The organism is Pseudomonas sp. URMO17WK12:I9 (assembly GCF_900230165.1).
Taxonomy (GTDB): domain Bacteria; phylum Pseudomonadota; class Gammaproteobacteria; order Pseudomonadales; family Pseudomonadaceae; genus Aquipseudomonas; species Aquipseudomonas fulva.
In genome coordinates, this window is the sequence record NZ_OCMQ01000004.1 from 283,224 (window position 1) to 304,690 (window position 21,467).

A 21,467-nucleotide genomic window follows, 5' to 3' on the forward strand; every position below is an offset into this window, starting at 1 on the left:
CGCCATGAATACCGCCGTGAACGTCAACGTCGTGCATGAATCCGAAGCCCAGCGCCAGCACGCACGGGTGCGCATGCCTGCCAGGCTGCGCTTTGTCGACGCCCAGGGTCAGCCCCATGAAACCAAGGTAGATGACCTGTCGGCCGGCGGCCTGAGCTTCCATAGCCCGCATCCTCTGGCCGTAGGCCAGGTGCTGCAGGGCCGGTTGCAGTTCAGCGTCGATAACCTGGGGCTGTCGATGGACGTGGCGTTTCAGGTGCGCTCCTACGTCCCAGGCAGCGGTCGGGCCGGCGTGCAGTTCCAGAACCTGGAGCCGCGCGATATCGCCACCTTGCGCCACCTGATCACCAGCCACTTGTCCGGCGAGCTGATCACCATGGGCGATGTGCTCAGCACGCTGCAACGGGACAACTTCACCAAGGCGCGCAAGCAAAAGGACGCCGGCAGCGGGCTGGGCCCACTGGCCCGGTTCAAGGCGGTCAGCGTGACGCTGGGCGTGTTCGTGGCGGGCGTGGCAGCGTTCGGCTTCGTTGCCAAATCGCTGTATGGCCTGTACTTCGTCAGCCATGCCCAGGCCGCAGTCGTCGCCGTGCCTGTCACCACCATCACCATGCCCAGGGACGGCACCGTCAGCAGCCTGGTGCCAAGCGGCGCCCAAACGAGCAAGGGCGCCCCGCTTGCCAGCTTCAGCACCAGCATGCTGGACGTGCTCAAGGGCAGCCTGGACGACACCCAGCTCGACCCCGCCAAAATCCAGGAGCTGTTCGGCAAGCAACTGTCCGGCACCCTCACCAGCCCTTGCGATTGCATCGTCGCCCGCCAGCGTGTGGAAGACGGCCAGTACGCCGCCAAGGGCCAACCGATCTTCGAGCTGGTGCCACGCACCAGCACACCCACTGTCCAGGCCCGCTTCAGCTACCGCCAGTTCGACGAGGTCAAGCCGGGGACGTGGGTCAACTTCCAGGTGGCAGGCGAAGACCAGGTGCGCGCAGGGGAAATCGTCGCCAGCAGCAGCCTGGAACCCGACGCGCTGGCCGCCGACATCCGCGTACAGATCAAACCGGACAGCGCCCTGCCAGCGGCCCTGGCAGGCCGGCCGGTGTCGGTTGCCAGCAACCGCGGCCCTTCGCTGGACTGGCTGATCGGCAGTGCGTCGGCCCGTGGCCTGTGAGGGCGAGGTGATGACGAGCATGCCAACCTTGCCAGGGTCCAACCCGCGCCCCTTTACTGCGTGCGCACTTGCCCTGACCGTGACACTGGCCGGTTGCGCCGGTCTGCCCGACCAGCGCCTGGCCAACGAAGCGCTCAAGCGCGGCGACCTGGCTGTGGCCGAACGCAACTACCAGGCACTGGCCGACTTGGGCTACAGCGATGCCCAGGTCGGGCTGGCCGACATCAAGGTGGCCACCGGTGACAGCGCCCAACGCGAGCAAGCCGAAGCCACCTACCGCGCCGCCGCTGCCACCTCGCCCCGTGCCCAGGCGCGCCTTGGCCGCCTGCTGGTGACCAAGCCGGGCAGCACCCAGGCCGAGCGCGAAGAAGCGCAAACGCTGCTCAAGCTGGCCGCCCGCCAGGGCCAGGGCAATACCCTGGTGCCACTGGCCCTGCTGTACCTGGCCTACCCGCAGAGCTTCCCTACCATCAACGCGCAGCAGCAGATCGATCGGTGGCGTACCGAGGGCTACCCGGAAGCGGGTATCGCCCAGGTGCTGCTCTACCGTACGCAGGGCACCTACGACCAGCACCTGGACGAAGTGCAGAGCCTGTGCCAGGCGGGGTTGGCGACTGCCGACCTGTGCTACGTGGAGCTGGCCACCGTGTACCGCAAGCGTGGTCAGGCCGAACAGCTGGCCGCCCTGATGCACCAGCTCGAATCGGCTTACGCCCGCGGGGCAGTGCCTGCCAGCCGGGTGGACAGCGTCGCTCGCGTGCTGGCCGACCGCAGCCTGGGCCAGACCGACGGGCAAGCTGCCAAGGCGTTGCTCGAACGCGTGGCACCGGCGTACCCGGCATCCTGGGTCAGCCTGGCGCAGCTACTGTACGACTTCCCTGAACTGGGGGACACCGACCAGTTGCTGGCTTACCTGAAAAAAGGCCGTGATGCGCAGCAGCCTCGCGCGGACCTGCTGCTCGGCCGCCTGTACTACGAGGGCAAGCAGCTGCCGGCCGATGCCGAGAGCGCCGAGCGTCACCTGCTGGCCGCCGCCACCGCCGGCGAGACCAGTGCCCGCTACTACCTGGGCCAACTCTATAGCCGTGGCTACCTGGGCAACGTCGAGCCGCAGAAAGCGCTGGACAACCTGCTGGCGGCCGCACGCGGTGGCCAGGTCAGTGCCGACTATGCCCTGGCGCAGCTGTTCAGCGAGGGGCATGGCATCCGCCCGCAACCTGCCGATGCATGGGTCTTCGCGCAACTCGCCCAGGCCAACCCGACGCCCCAGTCGGCCGAGCTGTTGCAGCAGATCGAGCAGCAGCTGGCGCCCGAGGCGCGCCGCCAGGCTCAGCAGACGCTGGCGCGGGAGACCCAAGCTCGCGTGGCCATGACGCCCGGCGCCATCAATACCCTGGCCCTGGATGTGCTGCAAGACGATGAAAACGACGTAGACGGTGAGGACGCGCCATGATGCTCAACCCTTTCGTCAAAGCCGGGATCGGCCTTGGCTTTGCCTTGCTGTGGTCCTGCCCGAGCCTGGCCCAGGTCACGGCCGAACGCAATTTTGGCCTGGAAGTGAAAGTCACTGGCCAGTCCGAAGACGACCGCGACCTGGGCACCCGCCCAGGCGGTGACGTCAATGGCCTGGGCCTGGACCTGCGCCCGTGGGTCTACGGCGAGCGCGACAACTGGAGCGCTTATGCCATGGGCCAGGCGGTCACTGCCACCGATACCATCGAAACCGATACCCTGCGCCAGAACGACGATGGCACCACCACCGACACGGGCGCAGACAGTCGTCAACCGGACAAGAGCTACCTGGCCATGCGCGAGTTCTGGGTGGGCTACAGCGGCCTGACCGCCTACCCCGGCGAGCAACTGCGACTGGGCCGGCAACGGTTGCGCAGCGACGATGGCATGTGGCGCGACACCAACATCGAAGCCCTCAACTGGACCTTCGACACCACCCTGCTCAAGGCCGACCTGGGTGTAGCCCGGCGTTTCAGCGAATACCGAACCGACCTGACCGACCTGGCCCCGCAGGACGAGGATCGTACTCACCTCTACGGCAATGTCGCTGCCCAGTGGACGCCTGGCCATTGGGTGGGCCTGCGGGCTCATCACACCCACGACAGCGGTAGCCTGAAAAACCCCGGCCAAACCGTCGACGCCCTGGACAAGACCCGCACCGGCGACCTGACATGGCTGGGCCTGGAGGCCAACAGCGATGCCTACAACTGGCGCAATGAGCATGACGTCAACTACTGGGGCAGCCTGACCTGGCTGACCGGCAACCGTGACACCCTCAGCAGCCGCCAGGTGGGCGACCAGCAAGTGGCCACCGGTACTCAACGCGGCGACGTCAATGCCTGGGCCACCGACCTGGGCGTACGCCTGCGCCTGAACCCGCAGTGGCAGGTGGGCGCCGCCTATGCCCGCGGCAGCGGCGGCGGTGACGAGGGCGGCAACAACTTCGAGCAGACCGGCCTTGAAAGCAACCGCTCCAACTTCACCGGCACCCGATCGCGTGTGCATCGCTTTGGCGAGGCCTTTCGTGGCGAGTTGGGCAACCTGCAGGCCGCCACCTTGTTCGCCTCCTGGCAGCTGCGCGACGACTACGACGCAAGCTTCCTCTACCACAGGTTCTGGCGAGTGGACGGTGCGCAGAACATAGGCTCGAGCGGCATCAACGCCGTAGTCAACGACAACGGCATCAACCGGCCTTTGGTCGAGGGTGAGAAAGACCTTGGCCAGGAAATGGACGTGGTCGTGACCAAGTACTTCAAGCAAGGCCTGCTCCCCGCCTCGATGAGCCAGGCGATCGACGAGCCTTCGGCTCTGGTTCGCCTGCGTGCTGGGGTATTCAAGCCGGGCGATGCCTACGGCAAAGAGGCAGACAGCTACATGCACCGCGCCTTCGTCGACGTGATCTGGCGTTTCTGAGGCCACGAGGAAATTGCCATGAACGTTCATCCCCATCTTCGCCATAGCCTGCTGGCCTGCGCCCTGCTGCTTGCCAGTGGTTCGACCTGGGCGGCGCAACCCGGCCTGCTGACCAAGGAACTGCAACAGGCGCGCAGCTATACCGTCTCTAGCGCACCGATAGCGCCGCTGCAGCTGGACGCGCCCAAGCTCCCTGACCTCAGTGGCTACACCGCACAGGCCGTGCAGCAAAAGATCGACCGCAGCCAGCCGGGCAAGGTCAGCCTGCGCCGTATGTTCCAGGAAGACAGCCTCAAGGCATTCGTCGGTGGCGACAACAAGGCCGCCGAATGGGTGCGGCGCCAACACGGCATTCCACAGGCCATTTTCATCGACGATGGCCACGTGGACCTGGCGCAGTTGAGCCGCCAGGTGCCGCGCCAGTACCTGTCCGAGGTGCAGCCCGGTGTGTACCTGGCGCGTCTGCCCATCGTGGTCGGGCGCACCGGGACGTTGGAGATCGACGGCAAGGTCAAGCAACTGCGCCTGTCCGAGGAAGGCGGGGCATTTCTGGTCAACGACGGCAAGCTGTTCATCACCGACACCCAGGTGACCGGGTGGCGCGAGCAGGCCAAAGGCCCGGCCACGTTCCGCTCGCCCCAGGCGTTTCGCCCGTTTCTGCTGTCCTGGGGCGGCACCGAGACCTACATCGTCAACAGCACCCTGGCCAGCCTGGGCTATGCGAAGTCCAAGTCCTATGGCGTGAGCATTTCCCAGTACACCCCCAACCTGGCCAAGCGCATGGGCCGGGCGGAGCCGACCGGCTGGATCATCGGTTCGCAGTTCAGCGACCTGTGGTACGGCTTCTACTGCTATGAGACGCGCGACTTCGTGGTCAAGGACAACACCTACCGCGACAACATCGTCTACGGCATCGACCCGCACGACCGCTCCCACGGGCTGATCATCGCCGGCAACAGCGTGCATGGCACGCGCAAGAAGCACGGCATCATCGTTTCGCGGGAGGTGAACGACAGCTGGATCTTCAACAACAAGAGCTTCGACAACAAGCTGTCAGGCGTCGTGATCGATCGCAACAGCGTCAACAACCTGGTGGCCTACAACCAGATCTACCGCAACCACACCGACGGCATCACCCTGTACGAAAGCGGCGATAACTTGCTGTGGGGCAACACGCTGGTCAACAACCGACGCCATGGCATTCGCGTGCGCAACAGCGTGAATATCCGGCTGTACGACAATATCGCCATGGCCAACGGTCTGGTGGGCGTTTACGGCCACATCAAGGACCTGTCCGACACCGACCGCGACATTGCCCTCGACCCGTTCGACACCAAGGTGTCGTTGATCCTGGTGGGTGGGCAACTGGCGGCCAACGGCTCTGGCCCGCTGTCGATCGACTCGCCGTTGTCGGTCGAGCTGTACGACGTGGCCATGCTGGCGCCGCGCAAAGCCAGCGGAATCACCTTCAACGGTGTGCTGGGCCAGCGCCAGGATGAAATCCTCGACCTGCTGGTACGCCAGCGCAAAGCCGTGCTGATCGACCCGGTCGAGCGCCAGACCGAATTGATCCAATAAGGAAGCCCGGACCATGACTCCACAAGCGATTACCGTGCTGGGCGTCACCTGCGCCCTCCTGGCCATCAGTCAGGGCTCAAGCGCCGACACCGTGCAGGCCCCTACCTTCACGGCGGTGCCGTGCTGCCAGTTGTGCCCGCAGGCAAACGATGCCAGCCGCTACACCACCCGCTACCAGCAGAACTTCACCACCCTGGTGCAGGGCCAGGGCGACTGGTTGTTCCGAACCCGTGAAGACCTGCGCACCGAATTCGACACCTCCCCTGCCGGGTACAAACGCCTGCAGCAGGTGCACGACGCCTTCAAGAAACGCGGTGTGGAACTGGTAGTGGTTTATCAGCCGACCCGGGGCTTGGTGAACCGAAACATGCTTGAGCCGGCAGAAAAAGCCGCGTTCGACTACCAGAAAGCACTGGGCAACTACCAGGCCATGCTCAAGCGCTTCGCCGCCATGGGCTACAACGTGCCTGACCTGTCGCCGCTGACCAACGAGCAGTTGCCTGCCGCCGACCAGGGCAAGGATTTCTACTTCCGTGGCGACCAGCACTGGACGCCCTACGGCGCCGAGCGCGCTGCCCGTATCGTGGCCGACACCGTGCACACGATGCCTGCATTCCAGGGCATCCCGCGCAAGGCATTCGAAACCGTCAAGTCCGGGCGCATGGGCAAGACCGGAACCTTGCACAACGTTGCCGGGCAGCTGTGCGGCACTAGCTACGCGGTGCAGTACATGGACCAGTTCAGCACCGAACCCAAAGGGGCCAGCGGCGATGACGACGACCTGTTCGGCGACCAGGGCAATGCCCAGATCACATTGGTGGGCACGAGCCACAGCGGCAAGAACTACAACTTCGCCGGGTTTCTGGAGCAGTACATCGGCGCCGATGTGCTCAACGTCGCCTTCCCCGGCGGCGGTCTGGAGGGCTCGATGATTCAGTACCTGGGCAGCGAGGAGTTCCGCAAGCATCCACCCAAGATCCTGGTCTGGGAATTTTCGCCCCTCTACAGCCTGGAGCAGGAAACCATCTGGCGACAGATCCTCGGCCTGCTCGACGACGGCTGCGACGACCGCCCGGCGCTGATGAGCGCCAAGACCACGCTCAAGCCGGGCAAGAACACCCTGATGGTCAATGGCAAGGGTGGGGTGATCAAGCCGCTGGTCAACCGCCACCTGCAAATGGACGTGAAGTTCGACGACCCCTCAGTGAAGGTGCTGCAGGCAACCCTCTGGTATCTCAACGGCCGGCACGAGGACATCAAGCTGGAAAAACCCGAAACCTCCGATACCGATGGCCGGTTCGTGTTCCAGATGCGCGAGGACCAGGACTGGGCCGATCAGAAGCTGCTGGCCTTCGAGGTGCAGGGGCCGGAAAAAGGCACCCAGAAGCTCGAAGCCAAGCTGTGCAAACGTAACGACTTCGCCGGACCTGCGCAGACCGCGCAGGCCGGCCAGTGAGGCGAACATGACCCATTACAAACTGATTCTGCGCCCGGCCCTGCTCGCCCTCGCTCTGTTCGCAAGCGCCGCGCAGGCCTCGCTGGTGCCACCTCAGGGTTACTACGAAGGCATCGAGAAACTCAAGACGGGTACCGGCGATTTTCGCTGCGAAGCCCCGCCCACCCCGTATACCGGTGCCCTGCAGTTTCGCAGCAAGTACGAAGGCTCGGACAAGGCGCGGGCCACGCTCAATGTGGCTTCCGAGCACGCCTTTCGGACCTCCACCCAGGACATCACTGCCTTGGAAAAGGGGGTAAGCAAACTGGTCACCCAGTACATGCGCGACGGTCGACCGGCGCAGCTGGACTGCGCACTGGCGTGGCTGGGCACCTGGGCACGGGCCGACGCACTGATGTCCACGAACTACAACCACACCGGCAAATCGATGCGCAAATGGGCTTTGGGCAGCCTGAGCGGGTCATGGCTGCGCCTGAAGTTCTCCAACGCCAGGCCACTGGCGGCGCATCAGGCCGAAGCCGAGCTGATCGAGAAATGGTTCGCTCGCCTGGCCCAGCAGACGGTTAGCGACTGGAGCGACCTGCCGCTGCAGAAGATCAACAATCACAGCTACTGGGCGGCCTGGTCGGTCATGGCCACGGCCGTGGCCACCGACCGCCGTGACCTGTTCGACTGGGCAGTGAAGCAATACAAGGTCGGCGTCAATCAAGTCGACGACCAGGGCTTTCTGCCCAACGAGATCAAACGCAAGCAACGTGCGCTGGCCTATCACAACTATGCCCTGCCGCCCTTGGCATTGATCGCAAGCTTTGCCCAGGCCAACGGCGTGGACCTGCGCGCCGAGAACAATTTTGCCTTGCAGCGCCTGGGCGAAGGGGTACTGGCCGGCGCCCGCGACCCGCGTCATTTCGCCGAGCGCGCAGGCGAGAAACAGGACATGAAGGACCTGAAGGTCGACACCAAGTACGCCTGGCTGGAGCCCTGGTGCGCCCTGTACCACTGCGTGGGCGACACCCTGGCGCGCAAGCAGGGCATGCAGCCGTTCAACAGCTTCCGCATGGGGGGCGACATGACGCGCGTGTATGACCCAGGCGCAATGCGCAAGCACTAACGCAAGACCGTGCAAGGGGCGGCGTGTCGTGACGACACACCGCCTGCACAAAGCTAGGTGGCCTCCCGATTATCTGTGGGGGGTTTGGGGGGCGCTTTGCCCTGGATGCTGTGAGTCTTTAGGAGAACCGGGATGGTCTTTTCGTCCAACGTGTTCCTGTTCCTGTTCCTGCCGATCTTCCTCGGTTTGTACTACCTGAGCGGGCAGCGCTATCGCAACGCGTTGTTGCTGATCGCCAGCTACCTCTTCTATGCCTGGTGGCGCGTGGACTTCCTCGCCTTGTTCGCCGGCGTCACCCTGTGGAACTACTGGATCGGGCTGAACGTCGGTGCCGCCGGTGTACGCAGCAAGCCCGCGCAACGCTGGCTGCTGCTGGGCGTTGGCGTGGACCTGGCCATTCTGGGCTATTTCAAGTACGCCAACTTCGGCGTCGAAAGCCTCAATGCGATCATCACCTCGTTCGGCCTTGAGCCGTTCATCCTCACCCATGTGCTGCTGCCAATCGGCATTTCGTTCTACATCTTCGAGTCCATCAGCTACCTCATCGACGTGTACCGCGGGGATACCCCGGCCACCGACAACCTGATCGACTTCGCCGCCTTCGTGGCGATCTTCCCGCACCTGATCGCCGGGCCGGTGTTGCGCTTCAAGGACCTGGTCGAGCAGTTCAACCACCGCACGCATACGCTGGACAAATTTTCCGAAGGCTGCACGCGCTTCATGCAAGGGTTCGTCAAGAAGGTGTTCATCGCCGATACCCTGGCGGTGGTGGCAGACCATTGCTTCGCCTTGCAGCAGCCCACCACCGGCGATGCCTGGCTGGGCGCGCTGGCCTATACCGCGCAGTTGTATTTCGACTTCAGCGGCTACAGCGACATGGCCATCGGCCTGGGCCTGATGATGGGCTTTCGCTTCATGGAAAACTTCCGCCAGCCCTACATCAGCCAGTCCATCACCGAGTTCTGGCGGCGCTGGCACATCAGCCTGTCCACCTGGCTGCGCGACTACCTGTACATCACCCTGGGCGGTAACCGCAAAGGCACGCTCAACACCTACCGCAACCTGTTCCTGACCATGCTGCTGGGCGGGCTTTGGCATGGCGCCAACGTCACCTACATCTTCTGGGGCGCCTGGCATGGCGTGTGGCTGGCGATCGAACGGGCATTGGGCATCGACACCCACCCGCAGCGCTTCAACCCGGTCAAGTGGGCCTTCACCTTTCTGCTGGTGGTGGTGGGCTGGGTGGTGTTCCGGGCCGAGAACCTGCACGTCGCAGCGCGCATGTACGGCGCCATGTTCAGCTTCGGCCACTGGCAGCTTTCCGAACTCAACCGCGCTCAGCTGACCGGCCTGCAAGTGGCGACTCTGGTGATCGCCTACCTGGCCTTGGCCTTCTTCGGCCTGCGCGATGTTTACCGTAACGCCCGAACCACGCCCACCGCATCACCCACCGCCACGCCAGTGCAGATCAACCGTGATGGCTCGCTCGGCCTTGGCTGGACGCGCGTGATGACCCGAACCCTGGTGCTGCTGCTGTTTGTCGCGTCGATCCTGAAGCTGTCGGCGCAGAGCTATTCGCCGTTTCTCTATTTCCAGTTCTGAGGCCGATGTGATGACCCGGACACTTCGCATGACCTACTGCTTGTCTTTCCTCGGCCTGTTGACGGGCATGGGCCTGTGGTCGACCTCAAGCCTGCACGGCTTTGAACGCACCGAACAGATGAGCCTGCTCGACGGCAAGCTGGCCAAGGCCACCGAACAACACTACGACGCCGCGTTTCCGATCAAGCGCCTGGGCACCAACGTGTGGGCCGCCCTGGATTTCAAGCTGTTCCACGAAGGGCGGCCAGGCGTGGTGCTGGGGCGCGACCAGTGGCTGTTCAGTGACGAAGAGTTCAAGCCCACCGCCGGTGCCGAGGCATTGGTGCAGGAGAACCTGGCGCTGATCCGCGGCGTGCGCGACACCCTGCAACGGCACGGCAGCCAGCTGGTGCTGGCGATCGTGCCGGCCAAGGCGCGGGTGTACGACGAACACCTTGGCCAGACACGACCGGCGAGCCTGCATGGGGAGCTGTACAACCAGTTTCATGCCAAGGCACGCCAGGCCAATGTGTTCGCCCCTGACCTGATGGCCCCGCTGGAACAGGCCAAGGCCCGCGGCCAGGTGTTTCTGCGCACCGATACCCATTGGACGCCCCTGGGTGCCGAAGTGGCGGCACAAGCGCTGGCTGCGGCCGTCAGCCGCCAGCGTCTGCTCGAAGCGAGCCCACAAGCCTTCGTCACCCAGGCCCAGGGCAGTGCGCCGTACAAGGGCGACCTGACCAACTTCCTACCGTTGGATCCTTTGTTCTCCCACCTGCTGCCGCCGCCGGACACCCTCCAGCAACGCACCACCCGCCCTGTTGCAGCTCAAGCCGACGCAGGGGATGCGTTGTTCGCCGACCAGCAGATCCCCGTGGCGCTAGTGGGCACCAGCTACAGCGCCAACCCCCGCTGGAACTTCGTGGGCGCCCTGCAGCAGGCGCTGCACAGCGACGTGGCCAACTATGCCGAGGACGGCCACGGGCCCTTCCTACCCATGCTCAAGTACCTGCAAAGCGATGCCTTCCAACATGCCGCGCCACAAGTGGTGGTGTGGGAATTCCCGGAGCGCTACCTGCCCATGAAACCTGAACTCGACGGCATCGATCCGCACTGGGTCGCTCAGCTCAAGCACTCGCGCGACGCCGAAAAAAACCTGGCCTTGACGGCCACCCGAACCACCCACTGACCGAAAGAGGCAATGCCCATGACGACTCCATCTTCCATCGCCAAAGCCCTGACCCTCGCAGCCGGCCTGTCCCTGGCATCAGTACAGGCTTATGCCGGCGCCGACGCGGCGCTTTACGGCCCGAGCGCGCCGAAGGGCTCGACCTTCGTGCGCTTGTACAACGCAAGCAGCGCACCGGCCAGCGCCTCCGTCGGCAACACGCAGATCAAGCCGGTCGGCCCCCAGGCCAGCAGTGACTTCAGTTTCCTGCCAGGCGGTGACTACACCGCTCAGGTCGGCAGCCAGCGCGTACCGGTCAAGCTGGCCTCGGACCAGTACTACACCCTGGTCAACAGCCCTGCCGGTACGCCTCTACTGATCGAAGAGCCGCCGTTCAAGAACAAGCAGAAAGCGCTGGTACGGGTACAGAACCTGAGCAACCAGACGCTGGCGCTGAAAACCGCCGATGGCAAGACCGAAGTGGTCAAGTCAGTCGCCGCCAATGGCCGCGGCGAGCGTGAAATCAACCCTGTGAAGGTGGACCTGGCGCTGTTCCAGGGCGACCGGAAAGTCGGTGACGTGAAACCCGTGGCCCTGGAGCGCGGCGAAGCGGCCGTGCTGTATGTCACCGGCTCCGGCAGCACGCTGTCCCCGGTATGGGTCACCCGCCCTGTGAGCAGCAACTGATTGCCCTGCCCTCAATGACGATTGGAGAAACACGATGATCCCGGTAATTCTTTCTGGCGGTAGCGGTTCGCGTTTGTGGCCTTTGTCGCGCAAGCAGTTCCCCAAGCAGTTCCTGGCCCTGACCGGCGAGCACACGCTGTTCCAGCAGACACTCGAACGTCTGGTGTTCGAAGGCATGGACGCACCCATTGTGGTCTGTAACAAGGAGCACACCTTCATCGTGCAGGAGCAACTGGCCGCGCTCGACCTGCAAACCCAGGGCATCCTGCTCGAACCGTTCGGGCGCAACACCGCGCCGGCAGTGGCCATGAGCGCCATGAAACTGGTCAACGAAGGGCGTGACGCGTTGATGCTGGTGCTGCCTGCTGACCATGTCATCGATGACCAGAAGGCGCTGCAGCGGGCGTTGGCGCTGGCCACCGTGGCCGCCGAGCGCGGCGAGATGGTGCTGTTTGGGGTGCCGGCGACCAAGCCTGAAACCGGCTACGGCTACATTCGCTCGAGCCAGGATGCCTTGCTGCCCGAAGGCGTGGCGCGAGTGGCGCAGTTCGTCGAAAAGCCTGACGAGCAGCGGGCGATCGAGTTCGTTCAGGCCGGGGGGTATTTCTGGAACAGCGGCATGTTCCTGTTCCGTGCCAGCCGCTTTCTCGAAGAGCTGAAAAAGCACGACCCCGACATTTACGACACCTGTTTGCTGGCGCTGGAGCGCAGCCAGGTGGATGGCACCACGCTGATCATCGATGAAGCGAGCTTCGCCTGCTGCCCGGACAACTCCATCGACTATGCCGTGATGGAGAAGACCCAGCGAGCCTGCGTGGTGCCCATGTCGGCCGGCTGGAGCGATGTGGGTTGCTGGTCGTCACTGTGGGATGTGCACGACAAGGATGACCACGGCAATGTCACCAAGGGTGATGTGGTGGTGCAGGACAGCCACAACTGCATGATTCACGGCAACGGCAAGCTGGTGTCGGTGATCGGGCTGGACAACATCGTGGTGGTCGAAACCAAGGACGCCATGATGATTGCCCACAAGGACAAGGTCCAAGGCGTCAAGCAGATGGTCAAGACCCTGGACGCCCAGGGTCGCAGCGAAACCCAGAACCACTTGGAGGTATACCGCCCGTGGGGCTCGTACGATTCGGTGGACATGGGCGGGCGTTTCCAGGTCAAGCACATCACGGTCAAGCCGGGGGCCAGCCTGTCGTTGCAGATGCACCATCACCGCGCCGAGCACTGGATCGTCGTGTCGGGTACGGCTGAAGTGACGTGCGATCAGAATGTATTCCTGCTGACCGAAAACCAGTCGACCTACATTCCGATCGCGTCGGTGCATCGCTTGCGCAACCCCGGCAAGATCCCCCTTGAGATCATCGAGGTGCAGTCGGGCAGCTACCTTGGCGAGGATGACATCGAGCGGTTCGAGGATGTGTACGGGCGTACGTCCGAGTCGGCGCAGTGTGGTGGCGCGGTCAAGGCTGCTTCGCAGTGATTGCGCGGTGATGGGGGGCTCAAGCCCCGGGGCTGATTCGCGCTCCGGCACTTGAGCCCCCACCTCGCCTTGCTCGATCCACAGCCGGCCAAGCCTTCCCCTTTTGAGCCTTCCCCCATTTCACGCTACGATGCTTCAACCCTCGCGCAACCAAGGTCTGCAAGCCTCATGATCATCGGCGCTCTCCTTATCCTCACCTGGCTGGTGCTGTTGCTGCGCTACCCCGCCAAGGCCTTGCCGATTTCGCTGGCTGCGGTGGGTGGTCTGGGCCTGGTGGCCTTGTTCGTCATCTGGCAGGACACTCGCGAAACCTCGCAACTGGCCCGCCTGGACATGCGCCTTGCCTATGCCCCCACCCAATGCCCCGCCGACCGCCCCTTGCAGGTCACCCTGAAGAACGACAACAAGGTTCCGCTCACCGAACTGCGCTGGCGTGTGGCGGCCTATGCGCCTGGCGACACCGTCAACCTGGCAGAAAACACCTACAATGCACCGCGCTACCGTGGGCCTGGGGAATTGCAACCCGGCGCGCAGTGGTCCGATTGCCTGCCGTTGCCTGCGCTACGCTCGGGCTACCGTGCACAGACGTTGGCGTTCAGGGCCGAGCACCTGCAAGGCAGCTTTGCCAACTGAATCCTTGTCGATGCCCCACTGCTGGCGACGCATCGGCGACTCGGCGCACACCCACTGCCCCTCTACCCAGACCCAAAGGCCTTCTGCATGTCGACTGTCCTGATCACCGGTTGCTCCAGCGGCGTTGGCCGCGCCCTGGCCGATGCGTTTCGCGATGCCGGTCATCAGGTCTGGGCCACCGCCCGCCAGGCTGAAGATGTAGCGCGCCTGACCGCTGCGGGCTTCGTTGCCCGACAACTGGATGTCAACGACCCACACGCCCTGGCCCTGCTCGCGCAGGAGCTCGATGCACTGGACATCCTGATCAACAACGCCGGCTACGGCGCCATGGGGCCGCTGCTCGATGGCGGGGTCGACGCCCTGCAGCGCCAGTTCCAGACAAACGTGTTCGCGCTGGTCGGCGTGACACGCGCACTGTTCCCCCAGTTGCGTCGCGCCAGAGGCCTGGTGGTGAACATCGGCAGTGTCTCCGGGGTGCTGGTCACGCCGTTCGCCGGCGCCTACTGCGCCTCCAAGGCCGCCGTGAAGGCCTTGAGCGACGCCTTGCGCCTGGAGCTTGCGCCGTTGGGCATACGCGTGATGGAGGTGCAGCCTGGAGCGATTGCCTCGCAGTTCGCCAGTCACGCCCAGCAGCAGGCGCAGCAGGTGCTTGCGCCTGAATCGCCGTGGTGGCCATTGCGTGAACACATTCAAGCCCGGGCCCGCGCCTCGCTCGACCGGCCAACACCGGCAGCGGTCTTTGCCCAGGGCGTGCTGAAAGCGACCCAGCGTTCGCCAGTGCCAGCACGGGTGCGGCTGGGCAACGGCAGCACTGCCTTGCCACTGATGGCCTGCCTGGTGCCGCAGCGTTTACTGGACAAGGTGCTGCGCAAACGGTTTGGCTTGTCACGAACGCTGTAGGGCGGTGACGGCGCCGCGCACTCAGACCTTGTCGAACGCCTGCCACCCTCCGCCGAGCGCTTTGTACAGCCCCACGAGCGCCTGGGATACTGCGGCAGCGCTGTCGATCCACTGCTCTTCGCTGGCCAGCAAGGCCGACTGCACGGTCAGTACATTGAGAAAATCCACCGCACCTTCCACGTATTGACGCTGGGCCGTTTCCAGGGCGATGCGGTTCTGGCGCACGGCTTCGGCGAGGCGATCGCGACGCAGCTGGCTGGCGTTGTAAAGGCGCAGCACATCATCGATTTCATGCCAGGCCCCCAGCACCACCTTGCGGTAGTTCAGGGCCGCTTCCTGCTGCTGCGCCTGGCGCAGTGCCAAGGTGCCCTTGAGGCGACCGCCTTCGAAAATCGGCAGCGACAGCTGCGGTCCGAAGGCGAAGCGGCGAGAGTCCCAGGCACCGAAGTCAGCCAGTTGCATGGCCTGGAAGCCCACGTTGCCAGACAGCCGGATACGCGGATAAAAATCTGCCTTGGCCACGCCGATGCTGGCCGTGGCAGCATGCAGGCGCGCCTGGGCCTGGCGGATGTCCGGACGACGCTCGGCCAGTTCCGAAGGCACGCCGATGGCGAACGTCTGCTGCGGGTCGGGTAGCTCACCGGCTTGCAGCAGGCTGTCCTGCAGACTGCGTGGGGGCTCGGCCGCCAGCAGGCTCAAGGCATTGATCAAATCGTCACGGCGTGCCTGCAAAGTGGGCAGGCGAGATTCGATCAAGGCAACCTGGGCGTTGGCCTGGGCCACGTCGAGCCGAGTGGCCACGCCTTCGGCCTGACGGTCTTCGGACAATTCAAGGCTGTGCCGCGCGACCTTGAGGTTGTCCTCGGTCACCTGCAACGTATGCTGCACCGCACGCAGCTGGATGTAATCACCGGCTGTTTCGGCGAGCAGGGCCAGCAGGACGCCGTTTCGGTCGTTCTCGGCGACCTCGACACTGGCGTCGGCCGCTTCGACCTGACGCCGCACACGCCCCCAGACGTCCAGCTCCCAACCTGCCACCAAGTCACCCTGCCACAGGTTGAAGGCCGATTTACCCGCGTTGCCCGAGGGGTCGCTCAGCCCCTCGGCGCTGTTGCGGGCACGGCTGTAGCCTGCATTGGCGTCCACCGACGGCTGCTGGTCGGCGGCCACAGTACTGCGCAGCGCACGGCTTTGCAGCAAGCGGGCACTGGCGATCTGCAGATCGAGGTTGCGCGTGGCGACCTGCTCGATCAGTGCACTGAGCCGTGGGTCGTGAAAGCTGTCCCACCAGCGCAACTGGATGGCCTCTGCCACAGGTTGGCTGGGCGCGTGTTCACCCTGCAACGGGTCCCACTGCTGGGGCGCCTGGGCGTCAGGGCGCTGGAAGTCCGGGCCAAGGGTACAGCCCGTGAGCAGTGCAGCGAGCAGTACGGCCGCAGGGGTCTTTGTCTTGAAACGCGTGACGGGCCGCGATGAACTGACTACTTGTGGGCGGGCGGGTGCAGGGCTCTGCGCGTGAGCGATGTTCATCGGGCTGTCACCCCGCTGCCTGCCAGCTTATCGCCTCGGGTATCGCGGGTCGTGTCGATGGTCGCTTCGACCGACATGCCGACACGCAGGCGGGTCAACAACGGCTGCCCGTCATCGAAGACGATCTTCACCGGAATACGCTGGACCACCTTGGTGAAATTGCCGGTGGCGTTGTCCGGCTTCACAGCGGAGAACGTCACCCCTGTGGCCGGAGCGATGCTTTCGACGTGTCCATGGAGTTGTTCATCGGCAAAGGTATCGACGCTGATGCTGACCGGCTGACCAGGCTGCACGTGGGTCAATTGGGTTTCCTGGAAGTTGCCCACCACATAGGCCTGTTGCAGGGGCACCACCGACAACAGTCGCGCCCCTGGGTTGACGTAGGCCCCGATGCGCAACGCACGCTCACCGACCATGCCGTCCACCGGCGCCGTGATGCGGGTATAGGAGAGGTCCAGCCGGGCCTTTTCCACCCCGGCTTCGGCGCGCTTGAGCTGGCCATCGGCGCTGGCGACCTGGGCGGCGAGGATGTCCACCTGCTTGCGTGCAGCCAACGAAGCTGCGCGGGCATTGGCCAGGCGGGCACGGGCCTGGTCCACGGCGCTGCGCGCTTGCTGAGCGTTTTGCACGGTACCGGCGCCCTGCTCGGCCAGGCGCCCGTAGCGGCGCACCTCATGATCGGCGAACGCCGCCTCGGCTTCGGCGGCTTTCACCGCTGCCTGGGCCTGGGCAATCAGCGCGTCCTGGCGGTCGAGGGTGGCGCGGGCATCGGTGCTCTGGGCCTTGGCCACCAGCAGCTGCGCCTGGGCAGCGTCCAGGGCAGCCTGGTAGTCACGGGCATCGATGGTGGCCAACAGTTGTCCGGCCTTGACCTGCTGGTTGTCCTCGACCAGCACCTGCGTGATGAAGCCAGCGACTTTGGGCGCGACCACGGTGTAGTCGGCGGTCACGTAGGCATCGTTGGTGCTCTGCCGGTGATCGCTGCCCACCAGCCATGGGCCGACAAGGGCGGCCAGCACGGCCACGGCCAGCACAGCGCCGATGAACAGGGTTTTACGGTGGATGGTCATTTGGCGTTTCTCGAATTCAGACGGGGGTCAGGCCACCGCGCGCGGCGGATAGACCCGGGTGGGCATGACAGGGATCAGGCAGATCAGGGCCACGGCAATGACGGCCAGGACCAGGTAGAGGTCGGCCGAGGTCAGTACCAGCGCCTGGTCATGAATACGCTTGGCAAGGCTGGCAGCGTGGTCGTCCAGCAACGGGGCATTGCCAAGGCTGTCGACCAGGTGATTGGAATGAAAATGCCGACGCAGCGTGCCCAGGGCATCCAGCAGCCCGCCCGCCACGACGGCGGACAAGCCCTTGACGGTATTGAACCAGGCCGAGGCGAAGGGGCCTTCCTGGGGGCTCATGCCCGTGGTCGAGAGCATCAGCAACGGCAGGACCGCCATCGGCTGGCCGAACACCTGCAACAGGTAGAACGGGTAGAAGTCGGTGCGGATCCACTGGCTCGTGAGCAGGCTGCTGCCGATGCAGGACGCGGCCAGCATTGCCAGGCCGATACCCAGCACCCAGCGGCAGTCGACTGCGCGGATGTTGCAAAGCGCGGCGGTCAGCGGCAGGGCGATCAATTGTGGCATGGCCACCAGCAGCATCAGCGGGCTGGTCTGGGCGGGCCGGTAGCCCTGGAGCTGGGCCAGGTAGGCGGACGGCAGGCTACCCACACCCGACAGCACGATGAGTACGCCTGCGACGGTTAGCAGGGCAAAGGCCAGGTTGCGCCGGCCCAGCAAGCGCAGCTGGAAAAACGGCAGGGGCTCGGACCACTCGTTGAACATGAACAGCACCAACAGCAGCAGCCCACCGCCCAGCAGCCAGCAGATCAACGGCGAATCGAACCATCCCCAGCGATCGCCCAGGGACAGCCCCAGCACGATACCGCAGATCGCCGGCAACCCAAGCAGCACACCACGCCAGTCGAACTGCCTGAAACGCTCCAGGCGCAATGGGTCCTGCGGCAACCCCCACGCCACGCAGCCACCGGCCACCAGCGACGGCAGGATGATCTGCCAGAACGCCCAGCGCCAGCCGACGTATTCGGTCCACAGGCCAGCCAGCGGTGTACCCAGGTTGGGGCCGAAGGTGGCCGTCAAGGCGTAGCACGCCAGGCCGTAGACCTTGATGCCAGGGGGCAGGAAACGCAGCGCCACGCTCATCAGCATCGGCGGCAGTGCACCCGAGGCGAGCCCTTGCAGCACCCGCAGCAGCATCAGGCTGTGCACGTTGGGGGCGAAGGGTTGCAGCAGACCCAGTACCGCGAAGGTACCAATGGCTGCCAAGGTGAAGCGCCGCAAGGAAAAGGTGGTCGCCAACCAGGGCGAAAAGGCCATTGCCGAGACGGAGGCTGCGCTGTACACCGCCAGCAGCCAGGCCCCTTCATCGGCACCGATGCCCATGGCCCCGCGGATATCGGCCAGGGAAATCTTGGTCACGGACTCGTTGAGGCCCGCACAGAGTACCGCCAGCAACACGCCGAACAGCCCGACCACCACCTGCAGGCCGAACGCGCCCTGTGCGGGGGCGGCCGGTGCAGGCGTGGTAGCCAGCCCACTCGCTGAGGCAGAAACGGCATTCATTTAGAGACATCTCCAGCAACAATTTTACGACTGGAGCGATTTTAGGCAGGGTGAATGCTGACGAAAACTGAATTATTGGCAGTTTTATATTGCGTCAAACGCAATGATTCCATGTTCAAGGGTCGCTTCGGGTACAGGCCTTGATCGTCTGACGCAGCCACTGGTGGGCCGGGTCGTTGTCAAAACGTGGGTGCCAGGCCTGCATCACGTTCACTTTTTCAAGGGGTACGGGAATTTCGAAGGAGCGCAGGGGAAGCTTCAGACGCTGGACGCTGTTCAGGATGTTGGCCGGGATCGGCAGGATCAGGTCCGAGTCAGGTAACGAGAACATCGCCGAGTGGAAGCTGGTGGTAATCAGCGCCACCCGGCGCTCGACCCGATGGTTGGCCAGGGCCACATCGATCGGACCGTTGGCACGGCCCCGGCGCGACACGCTGATCTGCGGGAACGCGGCGAAGCGTTGTGGGGTGATGTCCTGGTCGAAGACCGGATGCTCCATGCGCGCCAGGCCGACGAAGTAGGTGCTGAACAAACTCTGCACCTTGATCTCCGGCCCCAGCTCCACGGAGGAGCTGACGATCAGGTCGATGTGGCCGTTGCGCAGCATGGCATCGTCGTCACTGCTGCCTTCGGGCACGAAACGCAGCACGGTATTGGGCGCGTCGGCCAGCATCATGCGCAGCAGCTTGGCCCCGTAGAGGGCAATGAACAGGTCGTTGGTACGCACGTTGAAGGCACGGTGCAGTTTGGACAGGTCGACGCCTTCACGGCTGCGAAACACCTGCCCGGCCTGCTCCACCAGGCCATGCACCTGCTCGCGCAGGGCCAGGGCGCGCGGCGTGGGCACCAGCCCGCGGCCAGCGCGCACCAGGATGGGGTCGCCCATGGCCTCGCGTATGCGCCCCAGCGTGCGGCTCATGGCGGCTGGGCTGAGGTTCATACGTTGTGCCGCGCCCACCACGCTGCCCTCATCGAGCAGCACGTCGAGGGCGACCAGCAGGTTCATGTCAGGCAGTTGCATGGTCGTTTTCCGAGACGACGTTGGGAAAGGGCGATGTTAGCAGGTTGCTCGATTGCGCCCGACGCAATGTGCTCGTGCGTGGCAGGGCCTTTATTCGCAGCCTGGGTGAGGTCGACAATGGCAGCAGCAGGCTCGGCCCTGGCCGGCAGCCCAGCCACCCCCACGATCAAGGATTCCGTATGCCAAGCCCCGTGCTCATCGCCATCGACGCCTCCCCTGCTACCCAAGCGCTGCTCGCCCTGGCCCGCCGCTGGTGTCGTCCTGAAGACCATACCTTGCATGTACTGCTGGCCATCGATACTTCCTTTGCCGTGCACGAACAACCGGCGCCCTACACGGCCGACGAACAAGCGCAGTACCCTGCCGCGTGCGAGGAACAGCAACAGGCCGACCATGCCCTGGGCGAGGCGGTCCGTGACTTGCAGCAGGCGGGTTTCGCCTGCCAGGGCAGCATGGTGGCCGGTCGGCCTGTAGAGGTCATCGTGGCCAAGGCCCAGGCCCTGAACTGCGAACTGATCATCATGGGGCACCGTCATCTGTCGCGATTGGGGCGACTGCTGGACCCTTCGATCAGTGCCAAGGTGATCGATCAGGTGCAGGTGCCGGTTTTGGTCGGGCCGGCTCAATGTCCCGCTTGAGGAGCCGGACCTTCAGGTGATTGCGGGACTTGCAGAAACGTGCCGCCCAGGCGCAACGCGCTGCAGCGGCAGGCTGCCGAGTGCTTCACTGCGGATCGACCACCACCGTACAGGTAGTCCCCGCTGCCAGGAAGTAACCTTCGGGCATCTGGTCGATATGGATGCGCACCGGCACCCGCTGGGCCAGGCGCACCCAGTTGAAGGTCGGGTTCACATCGGCAATCAGCTCGCGACTCTGCGGGTTGTCGCGGTCGTAGATGCCCCGGGCGATGCTCTCCACATGGCCCTGCAAGCGTTCCCCGCTCATCATCTGCAGCTCGGCAGGGTCGCCTACCTTCACATGGGGCAGCTTGGTTTCTTCGAAAAACCCGTACACCCAGAATGACGCCTCATCGACCACCGCCATCACCGCCTCGCCGGTACGTGCGTAATCGCCCTTATGAACGTTCAGGTTGGTCACATAGCCATCGACCGTGGCCACGATCCGGGTACGCTTGAGGTTCAACTCGGCAGCCGCCAGCGCCGCCTGGGCCTGCTGGTACTCGGCCAGCGCAGCGCTGGCAATGTTGCTGGCATCGTCGCGGTTTTCCTTGGAGATCACCAGGTTGTCCAGGTCGGCTCGGCGTCTGGCATTGACCCGGCGCATCTCCCAGGTGGCCTTGCGGGCGGCCACCAAGGCCTTGGCCTGTTCGACCGCCAACCGGTAGTGTTCCGGGTCGATCTGGATCAACAGGTCGCCCTTGCTGACCCGCTGGTTGTCCTTGACTGGCACATCGACCACGTAGCCAGGCACATCGGCCGCCACGTTGATGATGTCGGCACGCACCCGGCCATCGCGTGTCCAGGGGGTGGTCATGTAATGCAGCCACAGCTGACGACCGATCACCACGGCGGCCGCCAGGACCAGCAACGTAGCGACAAGGCTGAAGAACTTTTTCAT

Annotated in this window: 18 protein-coding genes; 13 read left to right on the top strand and 5 right to left on the bottom strand. The window is 64.4% G+C overall.

What is annotated here, in order from left to right; all coding sequences use genetic code 11:
- The first annotated feature begins 4 nt into the window (after positions 1–4).
- The 12 genes from CRP40_RS11540 to CRP40_RS11595 all read left to right on the top strand — a co-directional run bounded on the left by CRP40_RS11540 (position 5) and on the right by CRP40_RS11595 (position 14,699).
- On the top strand, positions 5–1,171 hold the full coding sequence (locus CRP40_RS11540) for an alginate biosynthesis protein Alg44 (RefSeq protein WP_027914447.1): 1,167 nt from the start codon (positions 5–7) through the stop codon (positions 1,169–1,171).
- 19 nt (positions 1,172–1,190) lie between these two features.
- Positions 1,191–2,624 (top strand): alginate biosynthesis TPR repeat lipoprotein AlgK, encoded by a 1,434-nt coding sequence (gene algK / locus CRP40_RS11545; RefSeq protein ID WP_050587314.1) that lies wholly within the window; start codon positions 1,191–1,193, stop codon positions 2,622–2,624.
- Complete coding sequence (locus CRP40_RS11550) at positions 2,621–4,096, top strand: alginate export family protein (RefSeq protein WP_027914445.1); 1,476 nt, start codon at positions 2,621–2,623, stop codon at positions 4,094–4,096. The genes algK and CRP40_RS11550 overlap by 4 nt, the downstream gene beginning before the upstream one ends.
- An 18-nt stretch (positions 4,097–4,114) precedes the next feature.
- Positions 4,115–5,674 (top strand): mannuronan 5-epimerase AlgG, encoded by a 1,560-nt coding sequence (gene algG, locus CRP40_RS11555; RefSeq protein WP_027914444.1) that lies wholly within the window; start codon positions 4,115–4,117, stop codon positions 5,672–5,674.
- A 13-nt stretch (positions 5,675–5,687) separates the two neighbouring features.
- Positions 5,688–7,130, top strand: a complete 1,443-nt coding sequence (locus tag CRP40_RS11560; RefSeq protein WP_027914443.1) for an alginate O-acetyltransferase — start codon at positions 5,688–5,690, stop codon at positions 7,128–7,130.
- 7 nt (positions 7,131–7,137) lie between these two features.
- Positions 7,138–8,241: a mannuronate-specific alginate lyase gene (locus CRP40_RS11565; RefSeq protein WP_027914442.1), complete on the top strand. Its 1,104-nt coding sequence runs from the start codon at positions 7,138–7,140 to the stop codon at positions 8,239–8,241.
- Positions 8,242–8,373: 132 nt separating this feature from the next.
- Positions 8,374–9,843, top strand: a complete 1,470-nt coding sequence (locus tag CRP40_RS11570; protein ID WP_027914441.1) for an MBOAT family protein — start codon at positions 8,374–8,376, stop codon at positions 9,841–9,843.
- Positions 9,844–9,853: 10 nt separating this feature from the next.
- Positions 9,854–11,011: an alginate O-acetyltransferase gene (locus CRP40_RS11575; RefSeq protein ID WP_027914440.1), complete on the top strand. Its 1,158-nt coding sequence runs from the start codon at positions 9,854–9,856 to the stop codon at positions 11,009–11,011.
- Between the two features lie 18 nt (positions 11,012–11,029).
- A complete protein-coding gene (locus tag CRP40_RS11580) occupies positions 11,030–11,677 on the top strand; it encodes an alginate O-acetyltransferase AlgF (RefSeq protein ID WP_027914439.1) in 648 nt (215 codons plus the stop codon).
- 34 nt (positions 11,678–11,711) lie between these two features.
- Entirely contained in the window at positions 11,712–13,166 is a 1,455-nt protein-coding gene (locus CRP40_RS11585) for a mannose-1-phosphate guanylyltransferase/mannose-6-phosphate isomerase (protein ID WP_027914438.1), read from the top strand.
- A gap of 168 nt (positions 13,167–13,334) precedes the next feature.
- The gene (locus tag CRP40_RS11590) at positions 13,335–13,799 is read left to right on the top strand and encodes a hypothetical protein (RefSeq protein WP_027914437.1); all 465 of its coding nucleotides are present in this window, start codon (positions 13,335–13,337) and stop codon (positions 13,797–13,799) included.
- Between the two features lie 87 nt (positions 13,800–13,886).
- The gene (locus CRP40_RS11595; RefSeq protein ID WP_027914436.1) at positions 13,887–14,699 is read left to right on the top strand and encodes an SDR family oxidoreductase; all 813 of its coding nucleotides are present in this window, start codon (positions 13,887–13,889) and stop codon (positions 14,697–14,699) included.
- A gap of 21 nt (positions 14,700–14,720) precedes the next feature.
- On the opposite strand, the gene CRP40_RS11600 is transcribed toward CRP40_RS11595, so the two are convergent.
- The 4 genes from CRP40_RS11600 to CRP40_RS11615 form a co-directional block, all read right to left on the bottom strand.
- Positions 14,721–16,229, bottom strand: a complete 1,509-nt coding sequence (locus CRP40_RS11600) for an efflux transporter outer membrane subunit (RefSeq protein ID WP_080992904.1) — start codon at positions 16,227–16,229, stop codon at positions 14,721–14,723.
- Positions 16,226–17,299 carry an HlyD family secretion protein gene (locus tag CRP40_RS11605; protein WP_027914434.1) on the bottom strand — a complete coding sequence of 358 codons (1,074 nt, stop codon included), beginning with the start codon at positions 17,297–17,299 and terminating at the stop codon, positions 16,226–16,228. The genes CRP40_RS11600 and CRP40_RS11605 overlap by 4 nt, the downstream gene beginning before the upstream one ends.
- Positions 17,300–17,326: 27 nt before the next feature.
- The gene (locus CRP40_RS11610; protein WP_027914433.1) at positions 17,327–18,868 is read right to left on the bottom strand and encodes an MFS transporter; all 1,542 of its coding nucleotides are present in this window, start codon (positions 18,866–18,868) and stop codon (positions 17,327–17,329) included.
- Between the two features lie 115 nt (positions 18,869–18,983).
- Entirely contained in the window at positions 18,984–19,889 is a 906-nt protein-coding gene (locus CRP40_RS11615; RefSeq protein WP_023534365.1) for a LysR family transcriptional regulator, read from the bottom strand.
- A 179-nt stretch (positions 19,890–20,068) separates the two neighbouring features.
- On the opposite strand from CRP40_RS11615, the gene CRP40_RS11620 reads away from it, so the two are divergent.
- Positions 20,069–20,527, top strand: a complete 459-nt coding sequence (locus tag CRP40_RS11620; protein WP_027914432.1) for a universal stress protein — start codon at positions 20,069–20,071, stop codon at positions 20,525–20,527.
- A gap of 85 nt (positions 20,528–20,612) precedes the next feature.
- Here CRP40_RS11620 and CRP40_RS11625 read toward each other — a convergent pair whose 3' ends face one another.
- Positions 20,613–21,467, bottom strand: coding sequence for an HlyD family secretion protein (locus CRP40_RS11625; RefSeq protein WP_027914431.1), 855 nt, complete (start codon positions 21,465–21,467; stop codon positions 20,613–20,615).

What these genes read in the sequence shown, in the direction of transcription:
- CRP40_RS11540 (WP_027914447.1), top strand. Translation starts at nt 5, where the DNA reads ATGAATACCGCCGTGAACGTCAACGTCGTGCATGAATCCGAAGCCCAG.
- algK (WP_050587314.1), top strand. Translation starts at nt 1,191, where the DNA reads ATGCCAACCTTGCCAGGGTCCAACCCGCGCCCCTTTACTGCGTGCGCA.
- CRP40_RS11550 (WP_027914445.1), top strand. Translation starts at nt 2,621, where the DNA reads ATGATGCTCAACCCTTTCGTCAAAGCCGGGATCGGCCTTGGCTTTGCC.
- algG (WP_027914444.1), top strand. Translation starts at nt 4,115, where the DNA reads ATGAACGTTCATCCCCATCTTCGCCATAGCCTGCTGGCCTGCGCCCTG.
- CRP40_RS11560 (WP_027914443.1), top strand. Translation starts at nt 5,688, where the DNA reads ATGACTCCACAAGCGATTACCGTGCTGGGCGTCACCTGCGCCCTCCTG.
- CRP40_RS11565 (WP_027914442.1), top strand. Translation starts at nt 7,138, where the DNA reads ATGACCCATTACAAACTGATTCTGCGCCCGGCCCTGCTCGCCCTCGCT.
- CRP40_RS11570 (WP_027914441.1), top strand. Translation starts at nt 8,374, where the DNA reads ATGGTCTTTTCGTCCAACGTGTTCCTGTTCCTGTTCCTGCCGATCTTC.
- CRP40_RS11575 (WP_027914440.1), top strand. Translation starts at nt 9,854, where the DNA reads ATGACCCGGACACTTCGCATGACCTACTGCTTGTCTTTCCTCGGCCTG.
- CRP40_RS11580 (WP_027914439.1), top strand. Translation starts at nt 11,030, where the DNA reads ATGACGACTCCATCTTCCATCGCCAAAGCCCTGACCCTCGCAGCCGGC.
- CRP40_RS11585 (WP_027914438.1), top strand. Translation starts at nt 11,712, where the DNA reads ATGATCCCGGTAATTCTTTCTGGCGGTAGCGGTTCGCGTTTGTGGCCT.
- CRP40_RS11590 (WP_027914437.1), top strand. Translation starts at nt 13,335, where the DNA reads ATGATCATCGGCGCTCTCCTTATCCTCACCTGGCTGGTGCTGTTGCTG.
- CRP40_RS11595 (WP_027914436.1), top strand. Translation starts at nt 13,887, where the DNA reads ATGTCGACTGTCCTGATCACCGGTTGCTCCAGCGGCGTTGGCCGCGCC.
- CRP40_RS11600 (WP_080992904.1), bottom strand. Translation starts at nt 16,229, where the DNA reads ATGAACATCGCTCACGCGCAGAGCCCTGCACCCGCCCGCCCACAAGTA.
- CRP40_RS11605 (WP_027914434.1), bottom strand. Translation starts at nt 17,299, where the DNA reads ATGACCATCCACCGTAAAACCCTGTTCATCGGCGCTGTGCTGGCCGTG.
- CRP40_RS11610 (WP_027914433.1), bottom strand. Translation starts at nt 18,868, where the DNA reads ATGAATGCCGTTTCTGCCTCAGCGAGTGGGCTGGCTACCACGCCTGCA.
- CRP40_RS11615 (WP_023534365.1), bottom strand. Translation starts at nt 19,889, where the DNA reads ATGCAACTGCCTGACATGAACCTGCTGGTCGCCCTCGACGTGCTGCTC.
- CRP40_RS11620 (WP_027914432.1), top strand. Translation starts at nt 20,069, where the DNA reads ATGCCAAGCCCCGTGCTCATCGCCATCGACGCCTCCCCTGCTACCCAA.
- CRP40_RS11625 (WP_027914431.1), bottom strand. Translation starts at nt 21,467, where the DNA reads ATGAAAAAGTTCTTCAGCCTTGTCGCTACGTTGCTGGTCCTGGCGGCC.